Source organism: Phyllobacterium sp. CCNWLW183, assembly GCF_037203775.1.
GTDB classification, from domain to species: domain Bacteria; phylum Pseudomonadota; class Alphaproteobacteria; order Rhizobiales; family Rhizobiaceae; genus Phyllobacterium; species Phyllobacterium ifriqiyense.
Map to the genome: position 1 here is coordinate 139073 of NZ_JBBCBN010000008.1, position 25448 is coordinate 164520.

General features: G+C 54.4%; 22 protein-coding genes. 10 read left to right on the plus strand and 12 right to left on the minus strand.

Going from position 1 to position 25448, the window contains the following annotated elements; all coding sequences use genetic code 11:
• Positions 1 to 13: 13 nt before the first annotated feature.
• The 3 genes from V9K95_RS18370 to V9K95_RS18380 are packed head-to-tail and all read right to left on the minus strand — an operon-like array spanning position 14 to position 3007.
• Positions 14 to 655, minus strand: coding sequence for a ThuA domain-containing protein (locus tag V9K95_RS18370; protein WP_336441675.1), 642 nt, complete (start codon positions 653 to 655; stop codon positions 14 to 16).
• A gap of 17 nt (positions 656 to 672) precedes the next feature.
• The gene (locus tag V9K95_RS18375; protein WP_336441674.1) at positions 673 to 1773 is read right to left on the minus strand and encodes a Gfo/Idh/MocA family protein; all 1101 of its coding nucleotides are present in this window, start codon (positions 1771 to 1773) and stop codon (positions 673 to 675) included.
• Between the two features lie 34 nt (positions 1774 to 1807).
• Complete coding sequence (locus V9K95_RS18380; protein WP_336441673.1) at positions 1808 to 3007, minus strand: ROK family transcriptional regulator; 1200 nt, start codon at positions 3005 to 3007, stop codon at positions 1808 to 1810.
• 211 nt (positions 3008 to 3218) lie between these two features.
• On the opposite strand from V9K95_RS18380, the gene V9K95_RS18385 reads away from it, so the two are divergent.
• From V9K95_RS18385 to V9K95_RS18405, 5 genes are all read left to right on the plus strand, one after another.
• Positions 3219 to 4523, plus strand: a complete 1305-nt coding sequence (locus tag V9K95_RS18385; protein ID WP_336441672.1) for an ABC transporter substrate-binding protein — start codon at positions 3219 to 3221, stop codon at positions 4521 to 4523.
• Between the two features lie 82 nt (positions 4524 to 4605).
• On the plus strand, positions 4606 to 5547 hold the full coding sequence (locus tag V9K95_RS18390; protein ID WP_442958584.1) for a carbohydrate ABC transporter permease: 942 nt from the start codon (positions 4606 to 4608) through the stop codon (positions 5545 to 5547).
• Complete coding sequence (locus tag V9K95_RS18395; RefSeq protein ID WP_336441671.1) at positions 5540 to 6388, plus strand: carbohydrate ABC transporter permease; 849 nt, start codon at positions 5540 to 5542, stop codon at positions 6386 to 6388. Before V9K95_RS18390 ends, V9K95_RS18395 begins: the two co-directional genes overlap by 8 nt.
• 15 nt (positions 6389 to 6403) lie before the next feature.
• Positions 6404 to 7477, plus strand: a complete 1074-nt coding sequence (locus V9K95_RS18400) for an ABC transporter ATP-binding protein (protein WP_336441670.1) — start codon at positions 6404 to 6406, stop codon at positions 7475 to 7477.
• A gap of 651 nt (positions 7478 to 8128) precedes the next feature.
• Positions 8129 to 8872, plus strand: a complete 744-nt coding sequence (locus V9K95_RS18405) for a hypothetical protein (protein ID WP_336441669.1) — start codon at positions 8129 to 8131, stop codon at positions 8870 to 8872.
• A gap of 508 nt (positions 8873 to 9380) precedes the next feature.
• Here the strand turns inward: V9K95_RS18405 and V9K95_RS18410 are convergent.
• On the minus strand, positions 9381 to 11129 hold the full coding sequence (locus tag V9K95_RS18410; protein WP_336441668.1) for a calcium-binding protein: 1749 nt from the start codon (positions 11127 to 11129) through the stop codon (positions 9381 to 9383).
• Between the two features lie 317 nt (positions 11130 to 11446).
• Positions 11447 to 13159, minus strand: coding sequence for a calcium-binding protein (locus tag V9K95_RS18415; RefSeq protein ID WP_336441667.1), 1713 nt, complete (start codon positions 13157 to 13159; stop codon positions 11447 to 11449).
• A 673-nt stretch (positions 13160 to 13832) separates the two neighbouring features.
• On the opposite strand from V9K95_RS18415, the gene V9K95_RS18420 reads away from it, so the two are divergent.
• The 4 genes from V9K95_RS18420 (at position 13833) to V9K95_RS18435 (ending at position 17688) form a co-directional block, all read left to right on the plus strand.
• Positions 13833 to 14060: a hypothetical protein gene (locus V9K95_RS18420; RefSeq protein WP_336441666.1), complete on the plus strand. Its 228-nt coding sequence runs from the start codon at positions 13833 to 13835 to the stop codon at positions 14058 to 14060.
• A 347-nt stretch (positions 14061 to 14407) separates the two neighbouring features.
• Complete coding sequence (locus V9K95_RS18425) at positions 14408 to 14866, plus strand: (2Fe-2S)-binding protein (protein ID WP_307276386.1); 459 nt, start codon at positions 14408 to 14410, stop codon at positions 14864 to 14866.
• A 3-nt stretch (positions 14867 to 14869) separates the two neighbouring features.
• Positions 14870 to 17026, plus strand: coding sequence for a xanthine dehydrogenase family protein molybdopterin-binding subunit (locus V9K95_RS18430; RefSeq protein WP_336441665.1), 2157 nt, complete (start codon positions 14870 to 14872; stop codon positions 17024 to 17026).
• Between the two features lie 11 nt (positions 17027 to 17037).
• Positions 17038 to 17688, plus strand: coding sequence for an Isoquinoline 1-oxidoreductase subunit (locus tag V9K95_RS18435; protein ID WP_336441664.1), 651 nt, complete (start codon positions 17038 to 17040; stop codon positions 17686 to 17688).
• Between the two features lie 306 nt (positions 17689 to 17994).
• On the opposite strand, the gene V9K95_RS18440 is transcribed toward V9K95_RS18435, so the two are convergent.
• The 7 genes from V9K95_RS18440 to V9K95_RS18470 form a co-directional block, all read right to left on the minus strand.
• Positions 17995 to 18633: a nucleotidyltransferase family protein gene (locus tag V9K95_RS18440; protein WP_336441663.1), complete on the minus strand. Its 639-nt coding sequence runs from the start codon at positions 18631 to 18633 to the stop codon at positions 17995 to 17997.
• A 554-nt stretch (positions 18634 to 19187) separates the two neighbouring features.
• Complete coding sequence (locus V9K95_RS18445; RefSeq protein WP_115053883.1) at positions 19188 to 19436, minus strand: hypothetical protein; 249 nt, start codon at positions 19434 to 19436, stop codon at positions 19188 to 19190.
• Positions 19437 to 19465: 29 nt separating this feature from the next.
• Positions 19466 to 20281 (minus strand): formylmethanofuran dehydrogenase subunit C, encoded by an 816-nt coding sequence (locus V9K95_RS18450; RefSeq protein WP_115053884.1) that lies wholly within the window; start codon positions 20279 to 20281, stop codon positions 19466 to 19468.
• Positions 20278 to 21186 carry a formylmethanofuran--tetrahydromethanopterin N-formyltransferase gene (fhcD, locus tag V9K95_RS18455; RefSeq protein WP_336441662.1) on the minus strand — a complete coding sequence of 303 codons (909 nt, stop codon included), beginning with the start codon at positions 21184 to 21186 and terminating at the stop codon, positions 20278 to 20280. The genes V9K95_RS18450 and fhcD overlap by 4 nt, the downstream gene beginning before the upstream one ends.
• Entirely contained in the window at positions 21174 to 22808 is a 1635-nt protein-coding gene (locus tag V9K95_RS18460) for a formylmethanofuran dehydrogenase subunit A (protein ID WP_336441661.1), read from the minus strand. The genes fhcD and V9K95_RS18460 overlap by 13 nt, the downstream gene beginning before the upstream one ends.
• On the minus strand, positions 22802 to 23890 hold the full coding sequence (locus V9K95_RS18465) for a tungsten formylmethanofuran dehydrogenase (RefSeq protein WP_336441660.1): 1089 nt from the start codon (positions 23888 to 23890) through the stop codon (positions 22802 to 22804). The genes V9K95_RS18460 and V9K95_RS18465 overlap by 7 nt, the downstream gene beginning before the upstream one ends.
• Before the next feature lie 83 nt (positions 23891 to 23973).
• Positions 23974 to 24369: a 4a-hydroxytetrahydrobiopterin dehydratase gene (locus V9K95_RS18470; RefSeq protein ID WP_115053888.1), complete on the minus strand. Its 396-nt coding sequence runs from the start codon at positions 24367 to 24369 to the stop codon at positions 23974 to 23976.
• Positions 24370 to 24470: 101 nt separating this feature from the next.
• Here V9K95_RS18470 and V9K95_RS18475 point away from each other — a divergent pair, with 101 nt between their 5' ends.
• Positions 24471 to 25433 carry a beta-ribofuranosylaminobenzene 5'-phosphate synthase family protein gene (locus V9K95_RS18475; RefSeq protein WP_336441659.1) on the plus strand — a complete coding sequence of 321 codons (963 nt, stop codon included), beginning with the start codon at positions 24471 to 24473 and terminating at the stop codon, positions 25431 to 25433.
• Positions 25434 to 25448 lie beyond the last annotated feature (15 nt).

Sequence of the window (25448 nt, forward strand, 5' to 3'; positions counted from 1 at the left end):
GCCTAACATATCCTCATCGCGCTGCCCAGAGAGCACCACGCCGAAAGATCGTCTGCATTTGCGGAACAGCAAATTCTTTAGCCTGATGTCCAAGAGCGGAATAGAAAACCTTACCCTCGCCGTGCTTGCGCTTCCAAGCCACCGGCATCACCACACCGTCAATCCACCAGGCATGGTCACCCGTGAAAGTAGTCGTTGCCAGCACCTCATTGGACGGATCAACATGCATGTAGTATTGCTCCGAGCTGTACGGAAAATCCTCGATGCCCTTCATGATAGGATCATCAGGCCTTGTGATGTTTACTTTGTAATCGATGATGTTGCCCGGATGGGCTACCCACTGACCGCCAACCATGAACTGGTAATCTACGCTGTCGCGAAAACTATCGCCAGCCCCGCCATGATAGCCAGCAAGCCCCACACCGCTTTCAACCGCCGCCGTGAGGTTTTTCACTTCTTCCTTCTCGATCTTCGACATGGTCATAATTGGAACGATCAGGCTCAGATCATGAATGGACGGGTCCGCAAAGGCTTCGGTGCCATGTTCGACATAGACCTTGAAACCCTCCTGCTCCAGAATGTCCTTGACGATAACCGAACATTCTTCCGGTTCGTGCCCACTCCAGCCACCCCAAACAATCAGTGCTTCACGCATAGTTTTTTCTCCTCGCATTACCTTGCCAACTGGCCATCGACCAGAGATTCCGAAAGCGCTGCCGGACGCGCCGTCCGTGTGGTGATCGCGACAGTCTGACCACTACCGGCTGCAGTCTGGAATGCCTCCATGATTTCTAGAACATGCAAAGCCAGATCACCATTTGCGCGGTGGGGACGTTTTGAACGAATGGCATGCGCCAAATCGGCGACGCCTATCGAACGGTAATTGCCATCGGCATAGGGCGATGACAGATCCTGCACTTCAAAAGCACCACCCTTTTTGAGCAGTTGCACCTCACCGCCAAAATGATTGGGGTCCGGCACGATCAACGTGCCTTCAGTACCATAGACCTCAAGTGGCAGGTGTTTATGCCCCGCCACATCGAAACTCATCCCGACCTGCACGACAGCACCGTTTTCAAATGCCATCACACCTGCAACGTGGGTTGCTACATCAACGGGAATAAACTCGCCGTTCCTTGGTTCACTCGTGATCAGACGTTTCTTGCGTGGCGCTATTGCAAAACCCGCAACCTGCGCCACGGGACCAAGGAGATCGACAAGACCAGTGAGGTAATAAGGTCCCATGTCCAGCATGGGCCCACCACCCACCTCATAATAGAAGTCCGGGTTTGGGTGCCAACGTTCATGGCCGGGGCACATGAAGGTTGCCGTGCCGCCAACCGGTTGCCCCAGAACACCCTGATCAACCAAGGTGCGCGCCGTTTGATGACCGCCACCCAGGAACGTGTCCGGTGCAGCCCCGACCCTCAAGCCTTTAGCCTTTGCGGCATCGGCAAGCTTTTTTCCCTCGGCGAAGTTGATTCCGAGAGGTTTTTCTGAATAGGCGTGCTTGCCAGCGTCCAGTATGCGAAGGCCGACCTCCACATGAGCCTTGGGGATGGTCAGGTTAACGATAATCTCGATATCTGGATCCGCTAGTAGATCAGTGATGCTGCGTGCAGAAACTCCAAATTCTGACGCCTTGGCCTCGGCAAGTGCATGGTTAAGGTCGGCAATCCCGCGAATATCAAGGATTGGGAAGGATGCCATCGCTTTGAGATAAGCTCCCGAAATATTGCCGCAACCGATGATCCCTATACCGACCTTGTCCATTCTTTCCTCCCTTGGATTGTTCTAACTTTGCATGTCAGAGCGCCGGGCCCGTGGTGCTCCATGGCGACTCGTAAAGCTCGTGAAGTGCGACTGCCGCAGCCCCCTGCGCCCACAGTTCATCACTCGAATTATGAAAAACCAATTCAGCAACGCCCTTGAGCGATGGCGGAACGGCCGTTTCATAAGCGTCCTGAAGTGCATTGATGAAAGGCGCGCCCAACTCCAGACTGGAGCCAACAATGATGACGAGCGGTGGTGCAAACAAAGTAACTATGTTGGCAAGCGTCACGCCAACAGCGCTTCCTGCACGGATGGCAGCGTTGATCAGTTCATTGTCTTCCGCCTTCACCAGCGTCTGCGCATGTTGCATGCCGCGCCCAAGACGGATCGCTTCCGCGAAGCGTCCATCGGCAGATCTCGCCCCGAGAATGGCATTTTCCCCCGCCTGACTTGCCAGCCGCACCGTGCCCGCCGATCCCGCACTCAGCACAAGATCACCCAGATTGTGGCTGAGGCCTCCCGCTCCGCGAAACAACTGGTTGTCGTGCAGCACACCGAGGCCAAGCGTCTGTTCGAGCGAAATCAGAACCATGTCGTTAAGATCACGAGCGCTTCCAAACCAGTGATGCGCCAACGTAACAGCATGGGCATCGCTTTCGATGATCGTCGGAGCGCCAAGGCGGCGGGTCATCTCATCGGCAAAATCGACATTTATCTCGCGAAAAATTGGACTGCTGCGAATCCGCCCGGTGCGGTGTTCGATCACGCCAGGCAAACCGAGGCAGACCATATCAACGTCTTCCAACGAAAGCCCGGCATCCACGACGCAACGCCTGACGCCATCCTCCACCAGATCGGCAATCACCCCGATTGGCTGGCGGTCCACCCTGATGGGCAATGACAGCGTGGAAAGAACGTCGCCGCAAAAATCGGTGACAACAAACATCATCCGGCTGGCCGCGATCTTTGCACCAACCACCCGCGCCGCTTCCGGGTTGAGTTTGAGCATCACCCGAGGACGACCACGCACACCCTCAGTGCGGATGTCCCCCTCGTGGCGGGTGAGGATGAGTCCATCATCAAGCAGTGAGGCCGTGATGGCGGAGACTGTCGTTGTTGAAAGCTGAGTTCGCCCGCTGATCTCGATCCGTGAGATCGGGCCATGACGACGCACGGTATCGAGCACGCTGAAGCGGTTGATTGCCCGCATGAGTTCTGGGTCGGCGGTTTTCATAAGATCCTGCTGCAATGACACCAATATTGACGTTGAACACGGCGTATTTTTATCGGATAACGGATTAAATAACAGACGCTGCCTATGGTATGTCAAGCCAATATGCCAATATATCTACTGTTTTAGCTTGACATTGTACCAAGGCTAAGCTGAATTAATCCGTATAGGGGAATAATTTGTGAGGAATTTCCCCCATGGGAGGAATATGATCATGACTTATATGCACGAAGGCGCAAGCCTTCGCGACAAGCTGATTACTTTTGCCGCCACAACAAGCATGACCCTTGTGCTCGGCGCAACCAGCGCATCCGCAGCAACAGTTGTAAAGTGGATGCACGTTGAACTGGACCCGAAAGCCGTGGCCGTCTGGGAGGAGATCGCCACCGCATATGAAGCGCAGCATCCAGATGTGGATATTCAACTGCAGTTCCTCGAAAACGAAGCGTTCAAGGCGAAGCTGCCAACCCTTCTGCAGTCTGATGACGTACCCGATTTATTTTATAGTTGGGGTGGTGGAGTTTTGCAGGAACAGTCCAAGACCGGCTCCCTTCAGGATATTACGGCAGCCTTTGACGCGGATGGCGGCAAGCTGCGCAACGCTTATAATCCGGCTGCCATCACCGGCCTGAGCTTTGATGGCAAGCTCTGGGCCGTGCCTTACAGGGTCAGCCTCGTTAGCTTCTTCTACAATAAGGAGCTGTTCGCTAAGGCTGGCGTGAAGGCAGAAGACATCAAAAACTGGTCCGATCTCGGCAGCGCTGTGACAAAGATCAAGAGCGCTGGTGTGGTACCTATCGCCGGTGGTGGTGGCGAGAAGTGGCCTATCCACTTCTATTGGAGCTATCTTGTAATGCGCAACGGCGGGCAGAAAGTGTTCGAAGCCGCACGCACTGGCGAGGGCGAAGGTTTCATGGACCCAGCTATTATCAAGGCTGGCGAACAGCTTGCAGAATTCGGCAAGCTGGAGCCTTTTCAGCCGGGTTATCTTGGCGCTTCCTGGCCACAAGCACTTGGTGTATTTGGCGATGGCAAAGCAGCGATGATCCTTGGTTTCGACAATACCGAAGCCAACCAGCGCAAGAATGCCGGTGACGGCAAAGGTCTTGCGCCGGACAATATTGGCCGTTTTGCCTTTCCGGCCGTTGAAGGCGGCGCCGGTGCTGCAACCGATACACTCGGCGGCCTGAACGGCTGGGCCTTGACCAAGAAAGCCTCAAAAGAGGCGATCGACTTCGCCACCTTCCTGACAAATACCGACAACGAGAAGAAAATGGCACAGGCCGGCATGATCCTGCCAGTGGCAGTGGGTGCGGAAGCTGGTGTGACCAATCCTCTGCTGGCAGATTCGGCAAAACAGCTTGCGGCCTCCACCTGGCACCAAAACTTTTTCGACCAGACCCTGGGCGCGGCCATCGGTCGTGTGGTCAATGATGTCTCGGTGGAAATTGTTTCCGGCCAGATGACTTCGGAGGAAGGCGCCCAACAGATCCAGGACGCTTTCGAGCTGGAACAATAAGCTTGATGAGCAAGTCTCCCGTGCAATGGCTTGTGCGACCGCTGCGGGAGACTTGACCGGCCCGAACCGCAAGGCGGATCACATGACCAATACATCTATAACCACGGCGGTAGCGCCAACCATCATGAAAGCAGCAAAAAGCAGGAGAAAGCAAAGCTCGGTTGCACACGACCGAAAGTTGACCCTCCTGATTTTCCTGCCTCCGGCCCTTCTGCTGTTTACAATGTTCGTCATCCTGCCCATGGGCGAAGCCGCTTGGTACAGCCTTTATAAATGGAACGGTTACGGTACTCCTACAGAATTTGTCGGACTGCGTAATTTCCAGATTCTATTTGGCAACGCTGCCTTTTCACAGGCGCTGATCAACAACGGCTTGATCATTGTTGTATCGATCTGCATCCAAGTTCCATTGGCTATCTGGCTGGCGATGATGCTGGCGCACCGTATCCCGGGCGTCGTGGCCTTCCGCCTGATCTTCTTTCTTCCTTACGTACTGGCGGACGTCGCTGCTGGTCTGATCTGGCGCTTCGTTTATGACGGCGACTACGGCCTGTTCGCCGCTATATCCAACTTCTTCGGCTTTGCCACGCCCTATGTGTTGGCCGACCGAGATTTGGCAATCTATGCCGTGCTGGCAGTCGTCGTGTGGAAATATTTCGGATTCCATATGATGTTGTTTATTGCTGGCCTGCAGTCGGTCGACAAGAACGTGCTGGAAGCTGCTGAAATCGACGGCGCAACGGGGTGGCAGAAGTTCCGCTACGTCACATTGCCCATGCTGGGCTCGACTTTGCGCTTGTCGATCTTCTTCGCGGTCGTCGGCTCCATCCAGCTGTTCGACATGATCATGCCCCTGACCGGTGGCGGGCCTTCAAACTCCACCCAGACGATGGTGACCTTCCTCTATACTTACGGTGTCATGCGCATGCAGGTCGGTCTTGGAAGTGCTGTCGGTGTGGTGCTGTTCGTCATATGCGTCACGCTCGCATTCGGGTATAAGAGGATTTTCATGCGCCATGACTGATGCAAGCACCTCCGTCCGAATATCCATCCAGACGCGCATCTATCTTTATGCGTCGCTGACTCTGATTGCCGCTATCGTGCTGGTCCCATTGCTGACAACGGCGTTGGGCGGCTTCAAGACTCTTGGTGATCTTCGCGTCAATCCTTTCGGCCTACCGTCGGAATGGCGATGGTCGAACTATACCGGCATTCTGTTCGGCCAGAGATACTGGTTGCAGATCTTCAACTCGCTGGTCATTGCCGCTTTGACCGTATTCCTGACCGTCGTAGCCTCGTCGATGGCGGCCTTTACGTTTGCACATGTAAAGTTTTTCGGCTCATCCTTCCTGTTGAACTACTTCCTGCTCGGATTGATGTTTCCCGCAGCGACGGCAATCCTGCCGCTGTTCATTCGGATCCGGGATCTGGGTCTGCTCGATACCTATTGGGGGGTTGTGCTGCCACAGGTGGCGTTTGGCCTCGGCATGAGCATACTTCTGTTCCGCAATTACTTCCGTAACCTGCCGGAAGAACTGTTCCAGGCCGCCTTTGTTGATGGCTGCGGTTATCTGAAATTTTTTTGGCATATCTCTGTGCCGCTTTGCCGGCCGATCATTGCTACGGTGAGCATTGTGTCTTTTGTCGGCAGTTGGAACAGCTATATCCTGCCATTGATCATGCTCAACTCGGAGTCAAAATATCCCTGGCCGCTCGGCATCATGGTTTATCGGGGTGAATTCGGCACTGAATGGCAGCTTGTGCTGGCATTCATCACGATGACGATACTGCCAACGATTATCGTCTTCTTCCTCGCCCAGAAACACATCATCGCTGGCCTGACGGCTGGTGCGGTCAAATCCTGATAATTGAAGGTCGAAATGGCATCTGTCGAACTGAGAAATTTGCGCAAGACCTATGGTTCACTCGACGTGATCCACAATGTCTCCCTGGCCGTTAACGATGGTGAATTCATAGCCCTCGTTGGCCCTTCGGGCTGTGGCAAATCTACATTGCTGCGCATGATTGCGGGCCTGGAGGAGATCACCGGCGGTGATGTGATGATCGGCGGTAATGTCGTCAACGACATGACGCCACGAGAGCGCAACATCGCCATGGTGTTCCAGTCTTATGCACTTTACCCGCATATGACTGTCGCTGAAAATATGGGTTTCAATCTTAAGCTGGCAGGTGAAACCAAACCGGCCATACAGGCGCGCGTTACCGAAGCAGCCCGGATGCTTGACCTGACGGCATTTCTCGATCGCAAACCCTCGCAGCTCTCCGGCGGTCAGCGTCAGCGCGTTGCCATGGGCCGCGCGGTCGTCCGTAATCCGGCCGTCTTCCTGTTCGACGAGCCTTTGTCGAATCTGGACGCAAAACTGCGCGTGCAAATGCGCTCCGAGATCAAGACGCTACACCAGAATGTTGGCACTACGTCCATCTATGTTACCCATGACCAGATCGAAGCCATGACGCTCGCCGACCGTATTGTCGTTCTCAATCATGGCAAGATCGAGCAGGAGGGCACACCGTTGGAACTGTATAAAACCCCAGCCAATATTTTCGTTGCGGCTTTCATCGGTTCGCCGGCCATGAACCTCGTGGATGGGGTGATCGACAGCGACAATGGGAAACCGGCTGCACGTTTGAGCGATGGAACGGCGGTCGGCTTGTCGCAAGATCGTCGCATCAAGCACGGTCAGCCGGTAACCATAGGCATTCGTCCTGAACATTTCAGCACAACGTTGGCCGGAGAAACGACCTTTGCCGGAAACACGCTGCTGGTGGAACCGACCGGAGCCTACATCCATGTTGTTTTTGATCTCGCAGGCAAGCCGGTCACAGCCATTGTGGATGGAGAGCACCCGGTCAAACAGAACACGGTCTTCTCAACCGGCATCAGTCGCGAGCGCGTGCATGTCTTCGACAGAACGACAGGCCTGTCGCTATAACGCATTGCCGCTCTAAAATAGTCGTCACATAGGCCGAGGCACATCAACATTGACGGGCAGCTAACCAATCGAAAGGCACTCGTTCAATGCGATACCCAACGCAGCTCGCGGAAACGGGGTGCAAAGCGGTAAAACCGATCGCGATCCAATCTAGCAAAACATGAACAATAAAATTGAACGGCATCACGAGTGCGTCAAACTAAGAAATGTTCCATGGCTTCAAATCGGAATGCGCTATCTGTTTCCGTCCTTTTAGACGAAACCACAATCTGCATGAAACGTTCGGCTTCCAAGTTTTTCCAATCGCGGCAATTGCCAGAAACCCTTGCTTTGAAAATGCCAATATTAGTCAATTTCGAGCAATTTTGATTGTAGCCCAAATTTCCACAATCCCGATTAAAAGCCTGTTTTGTCTCTAGTGCGTATTTCGCCCCCTTGTTTGAACCGAGGCAAATTGGTCTGACTTGAGTAAATGCAACAATGGATACGCGCAAGGTTGGAAGGGTGCCGATCATTAAAAATTGGGGGACCTGAATGAGCCTTGACGGGAAAGGCAAGGCAGGAGAGTTTTCTCGGCCTTGTGTTTGTCGCCGGTCGTCACCGGCTGCATTGACGGATAGTCTGCTTACGACCGATCGAAATGGAGTGTAAATGTATTATCTCGATGATCATAGCCTCGGTTACGACCAAATCCGATGGAGTTCTTCTCCTGGAAGCCGCCTTGTGCTCGATTCCATTTATCGTCACGCCCATCTCCCGCTCGTCAATCCGCAACATTCGGATGTCATTCCGTTCTATGAGGATTACCATTTTGGCCGGTATAAGACGAAGCGGTACTCGCTGGCGGTTCCGTTTAGCATTGAGGATCTGCAGATGTCCCACGCTTTCCGCGCCGTTGATGCAGCCATGCGAGAAGCCTCTTTTTCACCCAAAATTGCTTGGGATGTCATGGACGCGAGACAAGCAAGGCTGCACGCAACCATCTGTGGAAGGGTGAACGCGGATGAAGTCAAGGAGCTGCTGCTGCGCACGGAAGATCATCTTTTGCGCACAGGCTCTATCCGCTTCCGCCTGGCTGGGCCCCTGGTGGGGGAGAAAAATACGGGACGGATTTACTTCCCGGTCTATCCTGAAAACCGCGAAGGCAATCCGATCCAGACCTTACAGATGACACTCGGGAAGCAGATTACCGATGTCTATCTGCTAGGCTACTATAATTTCCGCGATCATCTTGCTGCAAGTGAAGCCGCGGAGTTGTCTTCGATCCTTGCCAAATTCCGAGATGTGACGATCCTTGAGGGTGCTATTTCCGGATTGGTCGCTTTCGAAACACAAGACGACCTCGTCCTGTCTGGATGCGAGATTGGAAGATCCACGAATTTCTCGCAGTCCTGATGCGTCTGGAGCGCAATGCTTAATTGCCACGACAGTGCTCTATTAATTGGGCTAACTACAGGCCGCGATGGGATTCGGTTTGGTGCGGTAGGCACGTGAGCAAATGGGTGCCAACTGCCTGTGAAGTTGCGTAGTCTCGCTCGTTCGCGGGATAGTCGGCGATCAGATTGAGATAGCGCTGATTGCGTGTAGCGTCCGGCATAGAGATGCGCCATACGGCAAAGCCTTGAGCGGCAACGAATGCAGCTGCTGATTCATGCCAGGCAAAACGGCCCTACCCGCGAGTTCGCCGAGCAATAGATCAGGAGTGAGGAAGGAAAACTTTTAGGCGGTCGTGCAGTGCTTTGCATTCGAACGAGACAGTAGAGATGTTTATCGAACCTGCGCTTTATCGAAGTAGGAAAGCGAGCGGTTGCAAGGCTGTTGCCTAATTGGATTGACTGCCAGAAGATCACCTGCCGCACCCCTCAGTCACGGCATGACGCACTCGGAGTGGATTCTCCAAATGTCAAAATATAAAATCGCCCTCGTCGAGGGTCGGAGTGATGACGTCATCCACCCAGAGGTTGAAATCCGCCGAACCATCCCCGTTCTCATCGATGATGACACGGGTGATGCCAGGTTCTGCAACAAGACCAACCTCACCAGCTTTGCCAGTGAGGTTATTGTAACCAACAAATGTCAGGTCGAGGGGCTCGTCATTGGCATAGTCCCCGTAAAAGCCACTGAGATCGATCTTGTCGCCTGCAACCGAATCAAAATCGTGAATTGAGCTAACGTTCTTCCAACTGTAAGCAAAGACAAAGGTATCGGCTCCTTCGCCACCGTAAAGGTCGTCGCCGCCATCAGCATCTTCCAGGGTGTCATCGCCGGCAAGCCCAGTCAGCCTATCACGGCCGCTATTGCCGGAGAGATGATTGGCACCCTCTGAGCCTATCAGGACGTCGTCATCATAGGGGCTGCCGATCGCATTCTCGATGCCAATCAATATGTCTCCCGCCGCATCTGCACCTTGTGCGATGCCGCTATTGAGATTGACCCCTACGCCGCGCTCATTATAGGGATCGCCGGAGTATAGGACGGTATCCACACCCGCGCCGCCGTTGATGTAGTCGCCCCCCTCTCCGCCCAAGAACATATTGTCGCTGGCATTGCCAATCAGCGTATCGGCGTACTCGGTTGCATTGACGTTTTCGACGTTGCTGATCGTTTTCTCGAGGAAATCGCCGCGCAGGACAGTGCCCGCATCAAGGTCGACCGTTACGCCTCCATGTTGAAATGTCTCATCTCCGGGAAAAGTGAAAAATCCCCGAAACGTGATGGTATCGCTACCGCTGCCGCCATCAATCCGGTCGCTTCCGACATCGGGACTGAGATGGTCGTCACCCGCCGCGCCGTCGAGGACATCGTCGCCGTAACCGCCATATAGGCCATCATCGCCGGCTCCACCGCGGATGATATCATTGCCATCCTCACCATCCAGAACGACTCCCTTGTCATTTCCGATCAGTGTGTCAGCGAAATCAGTACCCAGCACCCGTTCAATATTGCGGAGAGTGTCGCCCTCGGCCTCGCCTCCGTGGCCCGTTCCGTTTTTCAGGTTAATCTGTATGCCCGCCAGCGAATTCTCATAGGTAGCTCGATCATTATCGCCCTCGCCGCCATCAATCACATCAGCGCCAGAACCACCTTCCAGGATATCATACCCGGCACCGCCAAGCAGAATGTCATCATCATCCCCGCCGTATAGTTTGTCATCGACTGCCGTTCCGATAAGCAGATCGTTGCCTTCGTCACCGCGTAGAGAACTGCCCTGCTCGTTGCTTGGCAGATAACCACCGGTCAGAGCCGTTTGTCCACTGATCAGGACGTCGTCTCCAGCGCCGCCGTACAGGCCGCCATAGCCGACGATGAGCGTGTCGTTGCCGGCGCCGCCGACGAGCAAGTCACGCTCGCCCTCATTGTTGCGGCCGCCGGTGAGCCAGTCGTTTCCCTCTCCGCCATAAAGGTCGTCAGATCCTGCGCCGCCATCCAGGAAGTCGTCCCCGCCCAAACCATTGATAGTGTCCTCTTCCGCAGTGCCAATCAGATGGTCTTCTCCTTCGGTACCGTCGATAACAGCGGCCGGAATGACTTCATCTGTAGTCGCCAGAATGGGTGAGTGCCTGAGGTGAGCTTCCCACCAACGAGGATCAGTCGGATCGGAATCCGGCAGATAGAATTCAGTCCGTTGGGAATTTCTCAACAAAGCGGCCATTACGAAGTCTCCTTGGTCAAACCTGAGGGTTACGTCGATGGGGGAGTTGTGATGCGATGTGGTGATTGTTCAAACCAGCATGTATGTGGTGATTATAAATGGACTGTCTTCCCGCTTTGACTATTATTTACTGATGGTTTTGCAGTAAGATACAAAATAATCGTCACAGCAAATACATTTTTTATTTCTACACTCTGGCAATATACTTCTAAAATTGAAGTATATTGCCAGCGTGTAGACTAAGGACGATTTAACGCAGTGGGGAACGTGGTGAATTGCCTTGATCTTCATCTTGTTCAGCTCCGATATCAGCCCCGTTAAAGTTCAAAGGCATCGGAAGTGAGTACGTTCGAAATCCCCTCCAGAGTAATCTGAAAGTCTGCAGTCTGGTCGCCGTCAAGATCGATCTGGACGAGAGTAGAATCCGAAGCCTGGACCAGATTCAACTGACCTGCCTCTCCCGTGAAAGCGCGATAGCCTGTGAATGTGAGGTCTTGCGGATCCTGATTGTTCAAGCCGTACGGACCGTAGAAATCTGTGAGATCGATCTTGTCGCCGTCGAGGGAATTGAAATCCTTGATCAGACCGCTGTCTCCATAATTGAAGACGAAAACATCCGCACCAGCACCGCCATAAAGGGAATCTCCGCCGTCGGGGTCGGTGAGAACATCATCGCCACCAGCCCCGAACACATTGTCGATGCCACCGCCCCCGGATATGCGGTTGGCCTCATCGCTTCCGGTAAGCGAATCTTCGTAAGTTGAACCGACGACATTCTCGATACTGATAATTGTGTCGCCATTGGCGTCGGCGCCATACACGGTGCTGGTTGCAAGATCAACAGTCACGCCAATTCCGAAGGAACCACCGCCACCAAAAACTTCACCATAATAGATGACCGTGTCCGAGCCGTCTCCACCGTCAATGTGATCCGCACCGTCGTCACCTGTAAACGCGTTATCCTTGGCGTCACCAATGAGAATATCGTTGAACTGCGTTGCGACTACATTTTCTATATTGGTGAAGGTATCGCCCGGATCAAAGGCACCGCCTGAAGCCGTGCCTGCCTCAAGATTGACAGTTAGCGGGCTAAAAACACCGCTATAGGAGCGAAGCAACATCGTATCTGAACCATCGCCCCCGTCGAAATGATCAGCGCCAGCCCCGCCGGTGAAACGGTCGTCACCGGCGTCGCCGCGCAGAACGTCATCACCCGCACCACCATCCAGTTGATCATTGCCACCACCACCGGACAGATTGTCATTGCCGACAAAGCCCAGGAGGAGATTGTTGCCGGCATCGCCAATGAGCGTGTCGGAGAAGTCGCTGCCGCGAACATATTCGATGTTACGGAAAATGTCGCCTTCTGCAACGCCGCCTCGACCTAGGCCTGTTTGCAGATCGATGGTCACACCGGTATCTGCGGTTCGATAGTCCGCATAATCCCATCCATCGCCGCCGTCCATGAAATCAGCACCGGCATCGCCATACAGAATATCCTGTTCATTGCCGCCGAAAAGCACATCATTGCCGACGCCACCGTACAGCCTATCGCTCAGACCGCTGCCGATCAGCGTATCGTCGCCCGCGTCACCGTAAACGGTGTCGCCATCGGTATTGCCGGAAACACTGCCGCTTATGGGTCCGCCACCGCTTATGAGGATGTCGTCTCCGTCTCCGCCGTGAAGCAAATCGTTGCCGTATCCGGATGTAAGAACGTCATTGCCCGAACCGCCGGACAGAGAATCTTGCCACAATCCATCACCAACAGCGGTATTGAGCCAATCATCACCGTCGCCACCATCAAGGACATCTGACCCACCGCCGCCATTCAGAACGTCGTCGCCATCATGCCCGAACATGCTATCGCGGCCACCATATCCGTTGATGCGGTCATCACCATCCGTTCCGTTTAGAACGTCATCCCCTTGCGTTCCGTCGATGACCGCAAGGGGAACCGTATCTTGTCTCGTCGAGACAAAGACCCCGTTCGAAAAAGAAACCCCTGGCTTATTCGCCTCAATGTCCATCGCAACCTCCCGCGGTTTCCGGTTCAACTCCGGATGACGCATTAAACTGGCTCAAAAGTAGTACTGCAAGCATTAAATCAATATAGCGTAAATATTGATTGAAACAGTTTACTAAACCAAGGAAGAAATATACTGAAAACTTGCGTACAATTTAAGGATAGATTCAAAATAATATTGTTTAATTCTACTGCAAGGATAATCAATATGAAAAACCCAATAAGGGGTTTTGTCCTGCACCGCGCAATCTTTTGACCGCCAGAACGAAGGCTGGCCAGATCACGACAAGGATTATGGGTACACGTACCAGACCCAAACCTCTCGAAAGAAGAAAACTACCGGGAGTCTTCAAGGATGTTTAAACAGTCGCAGATTCCCGGATATTGACACGTCTCATGTTAAACCACTCTAAGATGATAGGAGTTGATCTAAGACACCGGACAAGAACATCGTGCGCTCAACCGGTACAGAGTGAAGTTTCCAACGCAAACCCACCATAGGCCGAGGTACCCATCACACCTGATATCGCCACAAATACACCCCCTGTGCGTGGTCTTCTCGGTCGCTGGTTCGTGTCGAATGCCTTGCTGGCCGCTCCCAGGCTGCCGCCCCGGTTGCTTTTGCTCTCTTGGCGTTACCTCTGACTGGCGACGCTAAAAGCGGGGCAGCCATCGTCATGGCAATGACTGCTGCACAAGTGTTAGGCGCGGTACCCGTCGCTCGACTCGGCCGTACCTATAGCGCTGTTGCACACCTGAAACTCCTGATCGTCATCCGGGCGCTTGCTTTTTCCACCATTGCTTTTCTGGCCGCCTGGAAAGCCCCCTTCGTCCTGATGGTCATCGCGGGGGCTGCGCGGGTTTCGTCAACGGAGCGGCCAGCGGCTACATGCGCGCTATCCTGAACTACATCACCCGCCCCGAACGCTTGCTCAAATCTCTGGGCATCGCCGCGACCCTCAACGAGGTAGCGTTTGTAGCAGCACCTGTCGCGGCGTCGCTCCTGGGTTCTATGTCCCTCCTCTTGCTATCGCCACATCAATTTCTGGTCACGTATCAAACCGGCGCATGCCACTGACGGACCAAAGAGAAGAGTGCGTCCGAGAGAATGGATTTCGTTGGTGCCGCATAAAACCAGTTATTTACATCCCTGTTGATTGGAAGATCGGCTTTTTGTGTTATCGTTAAAAAAGGATAACGACCAACTCAAGCCAGCACCAGTTGTGTGCACAGCCAGATGCGGGATATCAAAATGATCACTTTCAAGCTGAACGGTCAGGAACGAACTTTCGACGGAGATCCCGATACTCCGTTGCTCTGGGTCCTGCGCGATTTCGAAAAACTCACCGGCACCAAATATGGTTGCGGCATAGCCCAGTGCGGCGCCTGCACCGTTCATCTGGACGGCACGACGCGCCGCAGTTGCATTACGCCGATTGCAACTGTTGAGGGATCAGAGGTTGTTACCATCGAGGGCATCGAAGGCAAGGAGGCTGAAGCCATTCAGAAAGCCTGGGTCGCGATCGACGTGCCGCAATGCGGCTATTGCCAGTCCGGGCAGATCATGTCTGCCGTGTCGCTGCTGCAGATGACGCCAAAGCCGACTGACGATGATATCGACGGGGCGATGGCGGGCAATATCTGCCGCTGCGCGACCTACCACCGCATCCGGCAGGCGATTCACAATGCTGCCGATACGATGGAGGGTTGAGCCATGACCTTGCACACGATCACAAGCACACGCCGCTCCTTTCTGGCAAGCGCTGGCCTCGTCATAGGTTTCACCCTCGCGCCCAGAATGTTCTCGGCGGGGGCGTCGCAAGGTGTCCAGGCGGGCGGCGACAGCGCATTGTCGCAGATGAATGCCTTCGTCAAGATCGGCGCCGATGACACGGTGACGGTTTTGTCCAAACATATCGAATTTGGTCAGGGCCCGTTTACCGGCCTTGCCACCATCGTGGCGGAAGAGCTTGACGCCGACTGGAGCCAGATGCGGGCCGTTCACTCCCCAGCGGATGACAAGGTCTATGCCAATCTCATGTTTGGCTTGCAGGGCACTGGCGGCTCCACATCGATTGCCAATTCCTACGAGCAGCTTCGCAAGGCCGGCGCCACGGCACGGGCCATGCTGGTCGCTGCCGCCGCAGAGGAGTGGAAGGTCCCGGCCAGCGAGATCACGGTCGAGAAAGGCCGCATCAAACACGCGGCGTCGTCTAAGGAAAGCGGTTTTGGCGCATTCGCCGGCAAAGCCGCGGCCCACACGCCGCCTGCCGAACCCAAGCTGAAGGATCCCAAGGATTTCGTCCTCATCGGACAGGAGCTTCCGAAGCTCGATACGGTCAGCAAGACCAATGGCAAGGCCGTTTTCACGCTCGATGTGAGCGCGGACAATATATTGTATGCAACAGTCGCCCATCCGGAACATTTCGGAGCAACAGTAAAATCCTTTGACGATGCGGAAGCCCGGAAAGTGCGGGGAGTCGTTGACATCAAACAAATCCCTCAGGGTGTCGCCGTCTATGCGGAAAACACCTTTGCAGCACTCAAGGGCCGTGCGGCGCTCACAATCGAATGGGACCTTGCCAAGGCAGAGACCCGCTCAAGCGAGCAGCTTACGGCGGATTATGAAAAACTCTTCGCCGAGAAGGGTCTTCAGGCGACCAATAATGGCGATGTCGACAAGGCCTTCACCGGCCAGGGCGTGCAGAGTCTGGAAGCCGTGCTTGCATTCCCCTTCCTCGCCCATGCCCCGATGGAACCGCTCGATGCCGTTTTCATCAGGGCTGCCGACGGCTCTGTCGACGTCTATACCGGCGCGCAATTCCCGGGAATGGACAAAAGCACAGCTGCCAAGGTTCTCGGGCTGGACCCGGAAAAAGTACGGGTGAACACCCAGATTACCGGCGGCAGTTTCGGTCGGAAAGCCCAGTTCGGCTCGCCCTATATGCAGGAAGCTGCGGCGGTTTTTGCAGCCACCGACGGCAGCCGCCCCCTCAAGCACATGTGGACGCGCGAAGACGACATTCGCGGCGGTTATTACCGGCCGATGTATGTCCACAAGATGCGCGGCGCAATGGATGCTGACGGCAAGATCGTCGGCTGGGATCAGACCATCGTCGGTCAATCCATCATGGCCAAGGCTGATCTCGACGAGACTTCGGTCGAAGGGGCTTCCAACCTGCCCTATGACATACCCAATTTGCGTGTCATGTCGCATAACACCACGCTTGTGGTGCCACCGCTCTGGTGGCGCTCGGTCGGCCATACCCATACGGGATTCGCCGTTGAAACATTCGTTGACGAACTGCTCGAAAAGGTGGGCAAAGACCCCGTCGAAGGGCGATTGGCCCTCCTGACCAAAGAACCCCGGCATATGGCGACATTGAAGAAGGTTGCCGAGATGGCTGCCTGGGGTTCCCCTTCCCCGGAAGGACGCCAGCGCGGTGTTGCCGTCGTCAAGAGCTTCGGCAGCTATGTGGCCCAAATCGTCGAAGTGTCGATCGGCGAAGATGGTTCTCCCCGGGTGCATAAAGTGTGGTGCGCCGTCGATTGCGGTATCGCGATCAATCCCAATGTCATCAAGGCCCAGATGGAGGGCGGCATTGGATACGGCCTTGGCGCTGTCCTGTTCGATGCCATAACGCTTGCTCAGGGCGGAAAGATCATCCAGTCGAACTTTCACGACTATCGCTCGTTGCGCATCAATGAGATGCCGGTTGTCGACGTCGCGATCATCCCATCAGCCGAACCGCCGACCGGTGTCGGCGAGCCCGGTGTTCCCCCCGTGGGTCCGGCGGTCGCCAATGCCTGGCGGCGGTTGACCAACAGCCCGGTACGGCGTTTGCCGATCGTCAATGTTCTTTCCGCTTAAGGGGACGCAGGATGATACGAAGCATTACGTTCACCTCGATATCTGTGTGCCTTGTCCTCAATGCGGTCATTGCTGTTTCCAACATTTCGTTCGCGCAGGACAAGGTTGCTCCTGTGTCTGCCGATTTGAAACCGGCATCCACCTTTCAATCGATCTCCAACGAAAAACAGCGCTCGGTTGCGCTTTTCGAAGAGGCCGGCAAGGTCATCCAGCACCCCCGCTGCGTCAATTGCCACCCGGCAGCCGACAGGCCACTGCAGAACATCTCCATGCATCCGCATCAGCCTCCGGTTACCCGCGGTGAAGGAGGTATGGGTGTTCCGGGAATGATGTGCACCACCTGCCATAGCTCGGAGAATGTTACGGTCATCGGGCAAGCGGAAACACTTAAAAGCATCCCCGGCAATCCAAACTGGCATCTGGCGCCGATCGAAATGGCCTGGGAAGGCAAGTCTTTGGGCGCCATCTGCACGCAGATAAAAGATCCGCAGCGCAATGGCGGCAAATCGCTCGACGAAATCGTCGAACATATGGCCCATGACGATCTGGTCGGCTGGGGCTGGAAGCCTGGCGAAGGCCGTGAACCGGTCCCGGGAACTCAGGAAGCATTCGGAGAATTGATTAAGGCATGGGTTCAGACCGGCGCAGCGTGTCCGCTGTAGTATCCAATTGCGAGGAGGGATTTGCGTTTTGCAGCCGATTCATCAGACAGTGGCTTAAAGTTCTGGCGAAGCAGCACCGTCGCAAGGTGCTTAAACGGCCGTCCGTAATGCTATTTTTGTGGCTAGTTTCAGCGGTTATACGAAACTGAAATTGCTGCTGAAGCGGTCGCAGCCATGGCTAATGGTTTTGATCGCTATTTGCGCCCAGGGGAAAGTCTCCATTTTTCGACATCGGCTTCCTTGCGGAGGTAGGGAGCTGGTCTCAATTTATCAGATGCTGACGAGCAATCATCTGGAACATACCACTTATGGCCCAGTTTGGCTGGCCTCTCCATCAAGCAACCCGCCCGCTGCAATGATTGCTTCCGGTGTGTCTACGTCGTGGATGGCTGCATTTCCGATCTCCACCTCAATTACATCAGGCTCGAAGGCATCCAATATTTGTCGGGCGCCGAAATCGCCTTTCAATGTGGTCAGCCTTTCGTAGAACGTTGAGGGCAGGATGATCGGGTGACCTGGCACCCTTCCCGATACAGCCCGAACAATGAAGTTGCCCTTGTTCTCTCGAAATATCGTGATCAGTCTATTCAAATGTTCAGTTTCCACTTTCGGCATATCGGCAAGCAAGACTATTGCGCCGGCGGCGGAACTTACGTGTTCTTCGGAAATTCCAGCCGCAATAGAGCTGGCTATACCTACCGAAAAGTCCGGGTTATGGACAACATGGGCGCCCATGCCATCAATGCAACTCTCTATATCTTCCCGCTTATAGCCTGTGACAATCGTAACGGACGACGACATGCTTGCCATTGCGATTGCAACCGTTCGTTTAATTAGCGGGGTGCCATCAAACTTTGCCAGCAATTTATGACTATGATTGCGCATTCTGGTTGCCTGACCGGCTGCCAGTATAACTGCCGCGATGGTAAGCTCGGTTAACTCCATAGCTCAGTGTACCTGAAAAAATCTCCGCATTGAATGGAATTGAACGCACGACCTACGACTGTGTGTAAACGGGGAAGTTGTCAGCAATCCTTTCTTGAAAATGCCGATAATATGCCATTTTCGACCGTTTTTGATCGGTTCCTCAAAGTCTACAATGGCCTTAAAGTTCGCATGCGGCCAAGTATCTTACGCCAGCGATGCCTGGCAGCGCCGCACGTGCAATCTTCTTGATCTAACTTTTACGGAGCAGTTTGGCGGGCATTTGAGTTTTTATCTGTGATTGTTCATCGCTGTGACGGATCTTGATTGGACCACCCGTCAGGCACCGTTAACCCTGTGCTATGGTTTGCCGCACCTTGGGAGGGGATGATGAATGCAAATAGAACGCCACAATCTATGATCTTAAAGAGCTCAAGAGCTCAAGAGTTCGTTCGTCAGATATCAGAGCGAATTCTAGCAAGGGTATCTTCGGTGAGGTCAAAATTCGTATGGAAAGCACGGGCCACAACTGTCTATATGGCAACGCAACGAAACAATGATGCCCGGCCATTTTGCTAGTATAAGGAATTTGCTTCCCCATCAGGACCAACAGGAATGGGCATCCAATGGGTAATTTTACCATGCCCTTTCGAGCCCATAAGGAGCTCCTCACCCAACTTTTGATTGTCGTACATAGGTATCACCCATATATCGCAAAATATTGAATCTGTTGCGCGGAATCCTGTGCCATCATCACGCATGATCCAGAGATCAACGGCAGTTCCATCAGTCGGCGCCGTCTCGATGGGTCTCCATTCGGTCATATCTCCATCCTTCGCTCCTGTGCAGTGCCCTAAAATTTCCGACGGAACAGAATCTCGCCTTTGCCCAAGACCGCATTGTCGCCGCCATATCTGCCCGGTCTATCCCCCAGCAATGGCCGGTTCATAATTTTCTCACGCATGAGAAACCGGTCAAATAGGCTGGAGAAGGCGATATCCGGTTCTCCGCATGGCACGAAGGTTGGCGAAAGTTCGGTGGGGTGGCGGTCAAACAGAATCGAACCACGTTTCATCAAATAGCCGGGAACAGCCCCAACACGTCCGGCAATGGCAATTGTTCCGGCAATCATGCGGTATCCAGCATAGCCACCGCAGCCTTTACCTATTGCGATGATACCGCGCCGCAGACGGTCACCCGCATAATCCGACGCCTTGCCGCGTACGATCAGCAATCCGCCACTCATTCCGACCATTTCGCCTGCAAGTGGCCCACCCAGATAGCTTCCCGTATTGCCCTTGATCTCTATGCGACCATCAATCATGCCTGAACCTGCATGATCGTCGGCACTACCTTGGATAGTCAGGGAGCCTCCCGACATTTTCCTGCCTGCCTCCCTGCCGACATCGCCATCCACACGAATCGATCCTGCTGTCAGCCCGGCACCAACTCTATCGAAACGTTTGGTACTCCCTTCAAAAACGATCGAATGTAAATCGGTGCCTGAAACATTGAATACATCGCCGACCATAACCGGGTGAGAACTGGTTCCAATTCGCAGCTTCGCAATTTGAACCTGAGAGAGTCCGGCAAGCCTCGAAGGTGTCAGCGGTGAAAGGTCAAGGCGCTCTTCCGGCTCGGAGAGAATTGCGAAGGTAAGCGCTTTCATGGGAGCAAATCCTTCAGATGATAATGAAATTTCCCAAGCTTGCCGCCGTAATTTCCCGCACTGATCCGCAGAGCGCCCTTTTTCGGGCCAAGCGAAATGGCGGCTTTTATGCCGGCCCGCATGGCGGCCGCAACAGTCTCCTCTGTTTCACCATCGATAACGACTTCCAGAACCGAATTGATCTCAGGCGTAAGTGCACTGTCGACTACACCGCGCAATGTCGGGGCGAAGGCTTCGTTGGTCGAGGCCATCACGCCCTTATATTTAGCGCCGATCTTGGAGCCCGATCGGACAACGCCGCCTGGAAATGGCATGATCGCCCCGGGGATTCTCGCGATGGCTGCCACGGCATGCTCGGCCGCATTCAGCGCCTTTTCGCTGTCGGCAGCGAGAAACAGCAAATTGCCGCCCCCGACTGCAAGCTTACTGAGACCTGTGGTGGCTTCGCAAAGAAATTCTCCATCCATGACGGGAACACGCCAATAGTGTTTTCCGCCGAATTTCTTCGATATCTGCCAACCGTCGCCGAAATACCGCAACGCATTGCCGAGATTGAGGGACGCCGTGCCTTCAAGATCGGCGAAACAGGCGCTGCCAGGCGAGGTCAGCACGCATTGGCCGAGACGGTTTTTCAACTGTTTTTGCAATTCATCCGTACCCATGGCGAAGATCATCACCCGGCAGCCGGGGCGGCCATCAGGCGTTTGCGACGCTGGCAACTCCACATCGATCGCTGCCTCGCAACCGCACCCGATTACCGAAGTTGCAAAGCCGGTCATGGTGATGGCCGCCTGCCGTGCCCATTTCAGCGAGGGCGCCGTAATGATGATGGCGGTCGCACGCATGCCAAAGGCTTCGGCAAATGTATCGTCTATCAGAACACCATTGCGGATCAGCTGTTGCATGGAACCTCTCCGAATGGTTCGTCCCTCTGGATGGAGGAGTCAGGGAAAGTGAACCAATCAAGCGGCAGGCCATAGCGCTCCTCGTGGTATGCCTTCATGCGTTTCACGATTGCCTTATCGGCCGGGGGATTGAGCCGCAGAGTCTTGCCCCAACGATAATTGGTTACTTTTCCGTTCTTGACCACAAGGTCGCCGTTCTTGAACACCAGTGCTGCTTCCCGGAACATTTTGGCCACGTCCCTGCCCTTGCGGTAGACGGCGATATCTGCAATCGCGCCGGCGCCGAGATGACCTCGATCTTTCAGGCCCAGCAGTTTGGCTGGTGCAGCGCGTGTCATTATGGCAATCTCATCAAATGTGTATTCCCGCCGGATTGATGCGAGTGTCGTTAATTCCAGCGCGCTTGCATTCAGCTTGGCGGATTGCTCATCACGGGCTGCACTGCTCATCAGCAGCTCGAACAATTCCGGATAGGCCGTGAAGGGAGCACCGTTTGGATGGTCCGTGGTAAAGAATACCCGCCAAGGGTCATTGATCAGCAGAAAAAGTTCAAGACCGATGGCCCATTGTAACGAGCCATAATAATCCTGCTTATAGCGATAGGGAACAATTCCACCACCGCCATTGCCATCCCCATCGAAGATGACGAACTTCTTCGGGCTCGCATTGCCTATGGCTGAAAACTGCCGCATGACATCGGACGATATGGTGACGGTCTGCCCGAACATGACCTGACCAATGTCAATTGTCACGTCGCGATTGCCATTGACGGCCGCGGCCAGGCGTGACGCTTCCGATGAAAATTTCCGCTTCCCTTCGGTCCCGTAGCTGTAGAACTGCAAATGGGCCAGATGAAGCGGTATGCCTTCACTGGCTTCGATGGTCGCCGCAGCCGTATCGGCACTCCCCGCAATGCCCAAATTATTGGCGTGCACATGCAGTGGATGGGGAATGCCCAGGCGCGTTACCGAAGCTTGAAGCGATTTGACGATCTTGCGTGAAGTCACACCATATTCGGGGACCTCATCGTCCAGGGAAAACGATCTGACATTCTCCTTGAAGGCCGCTGCTGCTCCAGCATTTATGACCTTTACCCCTAGAGCGCAGCTGGAGCCGACAATCCATGCCACATAATCATCCAGCATTGCTGACGATGTGTTGTCCCGGAGCAGTGAAAGACTGAAATCATCATTTCCGAGTATTGCCAGTGTTGCCTTGTCTATGATGGGAATATCGGCGAGCTCAAGATGCGTATGCAGCGCTGAAGAAGGTGCCATTGCAGGCTCAACGACCGTCGTAAATCCCATCTGCGCATAAAGGCATCCAGTTCGAAACGTCGACCATCCGGCATTGGAAAGCGGCGTAGCTGCCGGCCGCCTCTGGTGTGCGGCGTGATGCTCTGGCAAAAGCAGCCGGGCAGTATTCACATTGCCGCCACCGATATGCGAATGAATGTCTATGGCTCCCGCCATGACAATGCACTGCGAGACATCATGCGTTTGATCTGCAGTTTCACCCGGTGGCGCATTGATCAACAGCCCATCCCTGATCCAGATATCCCGAGTGCGGGTTTTTCCGTTTACGGGATCGATAACTTCCCCACCTGTCAGTTTAATCAGCATACAAGAGCCTTTCGTCCTGGCAGAGCCACAGCCAATTGTCTGACAACACTAGACAGGCTGGGCAATTGCGACGGCTCAGCGGCTTGCACCGCGCGGAACGTGCCGGTCCTGCTGGAATAACAAACTCCGTCATGATCGAGCCCGGCCTGGCCGACAGCGATTGTCACCGCTGTCCCCTGCACCGGGACCGCCGTTCTCTCCAGTGCAATCAAAGACAATCGCGTGCCCTTGGAAGGCGGCTGGCCGCCTCTCGTAGACATCCAGACATGAAGATCGGGCTCCTTGTCCCGGATCATGCGCTGAATGTCCCATCTTACTGGGTCATAGCTTGGGAGGCTATCGGTGAATCCTGTTCTGGGTGGAAATCCCGTCATCCATAATGATGTCAACGCCATTCCCCAGGCAGCTTCATCAGCGGGCAGAAACACACTGCTGGCACGGCCCTTCTTGTTCAGGTCCGCAACCATTTCCTGTAGCATGATCAGGTCAGGCATCTGCCCGGATGCACCAGAGAAAACGAAAACCGGGAACCGGGCCGCCGAAAGGCTTTTCAGCAGCCGATCAATGTTCGTCAAGGAGGAGAGTGTCTGCCGTCCCTGCAGGGTCGCGCGCACAACAGCAAGGACATTACCCAGAGAAAGGTCGTCTCCGCCAACCTGCACTGCCCTCACCGCCAGTTTCGGGGCGCCGGAATATTCACTGCCGCGAATGTGAAACCAGCTGCGTTTTTTGAGTTTATCCGAACGGGGTTGCGTACTTGCCCAGTCCAGCAAAAGTCCGCCATGGTGCGGAGGAATATCGCCCACGAGCACGATAACGTCCGAACGGTTACGTGCTTCACCCGCCGTGGTAAACATGCCACCATGATCGGTGAACAGAGCAACTTCCCTTGACAGGGTCTGACCCAGAGGATGGTCATAAGGAGCGCCGACACGCTCGGCCAGCGCAATGGCGCTGCGTGTGCCGTGTACATCAGCATCAATGGTAAAAACCGGACAGCGGCTGGCTTTCAGGAGGCCGCTAGCCTTCCGAACAGCATCCATCAATGATACCGGCTGGCTGCCAATCCATGCAACCGACATGTTCCGCTACTTTCTGGTGCCTGGCTAAAACCTTATCTGGTTTTTTGCGAATGTGAACCCTGCCTGTACAGAAAATCTGCGAATTAGTCGTACTTGACATAGGCAAAGCGCTGATCGGCAGGAGGCGTGCCTTCAAGGGCTCCCCCTTCTTTGCCTGGTTGCCATTGCACAACCGCCTCGATCTTCATCGCAAGTTCAAAATCCTTGTCGGTGATGCCCTTGGCCTCGTGATTTTGCAAAAGTACTTCAACCCAGGCATAGGATGCCTTCAGATCGGGGTGATGCCAGGCGGCTTCTGCAAGATGACCAACTGTATTGATCACCATGAGCGTGGATTTCCAGCTATGAGTCTTATACTTTCTGCGTATCCAACCATTCTCGTAACGCCAACGCGGCAGATCCCTTGCAAGACGCGCCATAATCTCGCTTTCGGAATAAACTGTTTCCTTGGGGCCTAAACTGTCTGTTTCTTTCGTCATCGTCGATCCTCCCGATTGTTCGTTCAACACACTTGCACCTTGTTGGAAAGACGATATCATATATTGCAGGGCCCGATTTTGAGATTGTGTAAATTAAGCAAATGTCGGAATCCGTCACGATCAAAGTCCCTGCCCGTCTTCATCTCGGCTTCCTCGATATTCCGCGCGCGAGCGGTGACCGCTTTGGCAGTGTTGGCTTGCCTATAGAGGATATCGCCACCGTTGTGACCATTGCGCGGGCGTCAAAGCCGGAAATTCACGGTGCCGAGGCGATCCGGGTGGCACAGCACATGACAACATTTTGCAATCATCTTGGCATAGCGGCTCATCATCATGTAATAGTCCATCGTACCATCCCCAGTCATATCGGATTGGGGTCTGGCACCCAAATTGCGCTTGCCATTTCGGCTGCACTGCGCACGTTGCACCATTTCGAACCCGATATCGTGAACGATGCAATACTGCTCGGGCGCGGTTCACGTTCGGGAATAGGAATTGCAGCTTTCAATGAAGGGGGCGTCATCATCGACGCAGGCAGGGGACATGGAAGCGCAGCGCCAACAGTCATCTCCCGCATTGCCTTCCCCGAAACATGGCGGGTCATTCTCGTATTCGACACCTCGACGCAGGGTATTCACGGCCAGGAGGAAATCGAAGCATTCAAGGCGCTCCCTCCGTTTCCCGTGGAGATATCAGCTTTGATCTGTCGCCATGTCGTCATGAGTTTAATGCCCGCGCTGATGGAAAGGAACCTTCCACTTTTCGGACAGGCCGTTCAGGCCATTCAGGATGAAATCGGAAGATATTTCGCTCCTGCGCAGGGTGGCATCTTTACCAGCAGAAGTGTTGAAGCCACAATTCGCCGGCTGGCACAGGCTGGTGCAACCGGGATTGGTCAAAGCTCGTGGGGGCCGACAGGTTTTGCCTTTGCCGCTTCGCAGAAGCAAGCAGAGCATATCGTAAACAGCATCACTCCCGACGCCGGGGCAAAAATCCAGATCGTGGCGGGCAGAAATGCGGGCGCCGAGATAACCCATACGCTCTTGAACCTCGCCAGAGCCTAAGATGTAAACTGACCC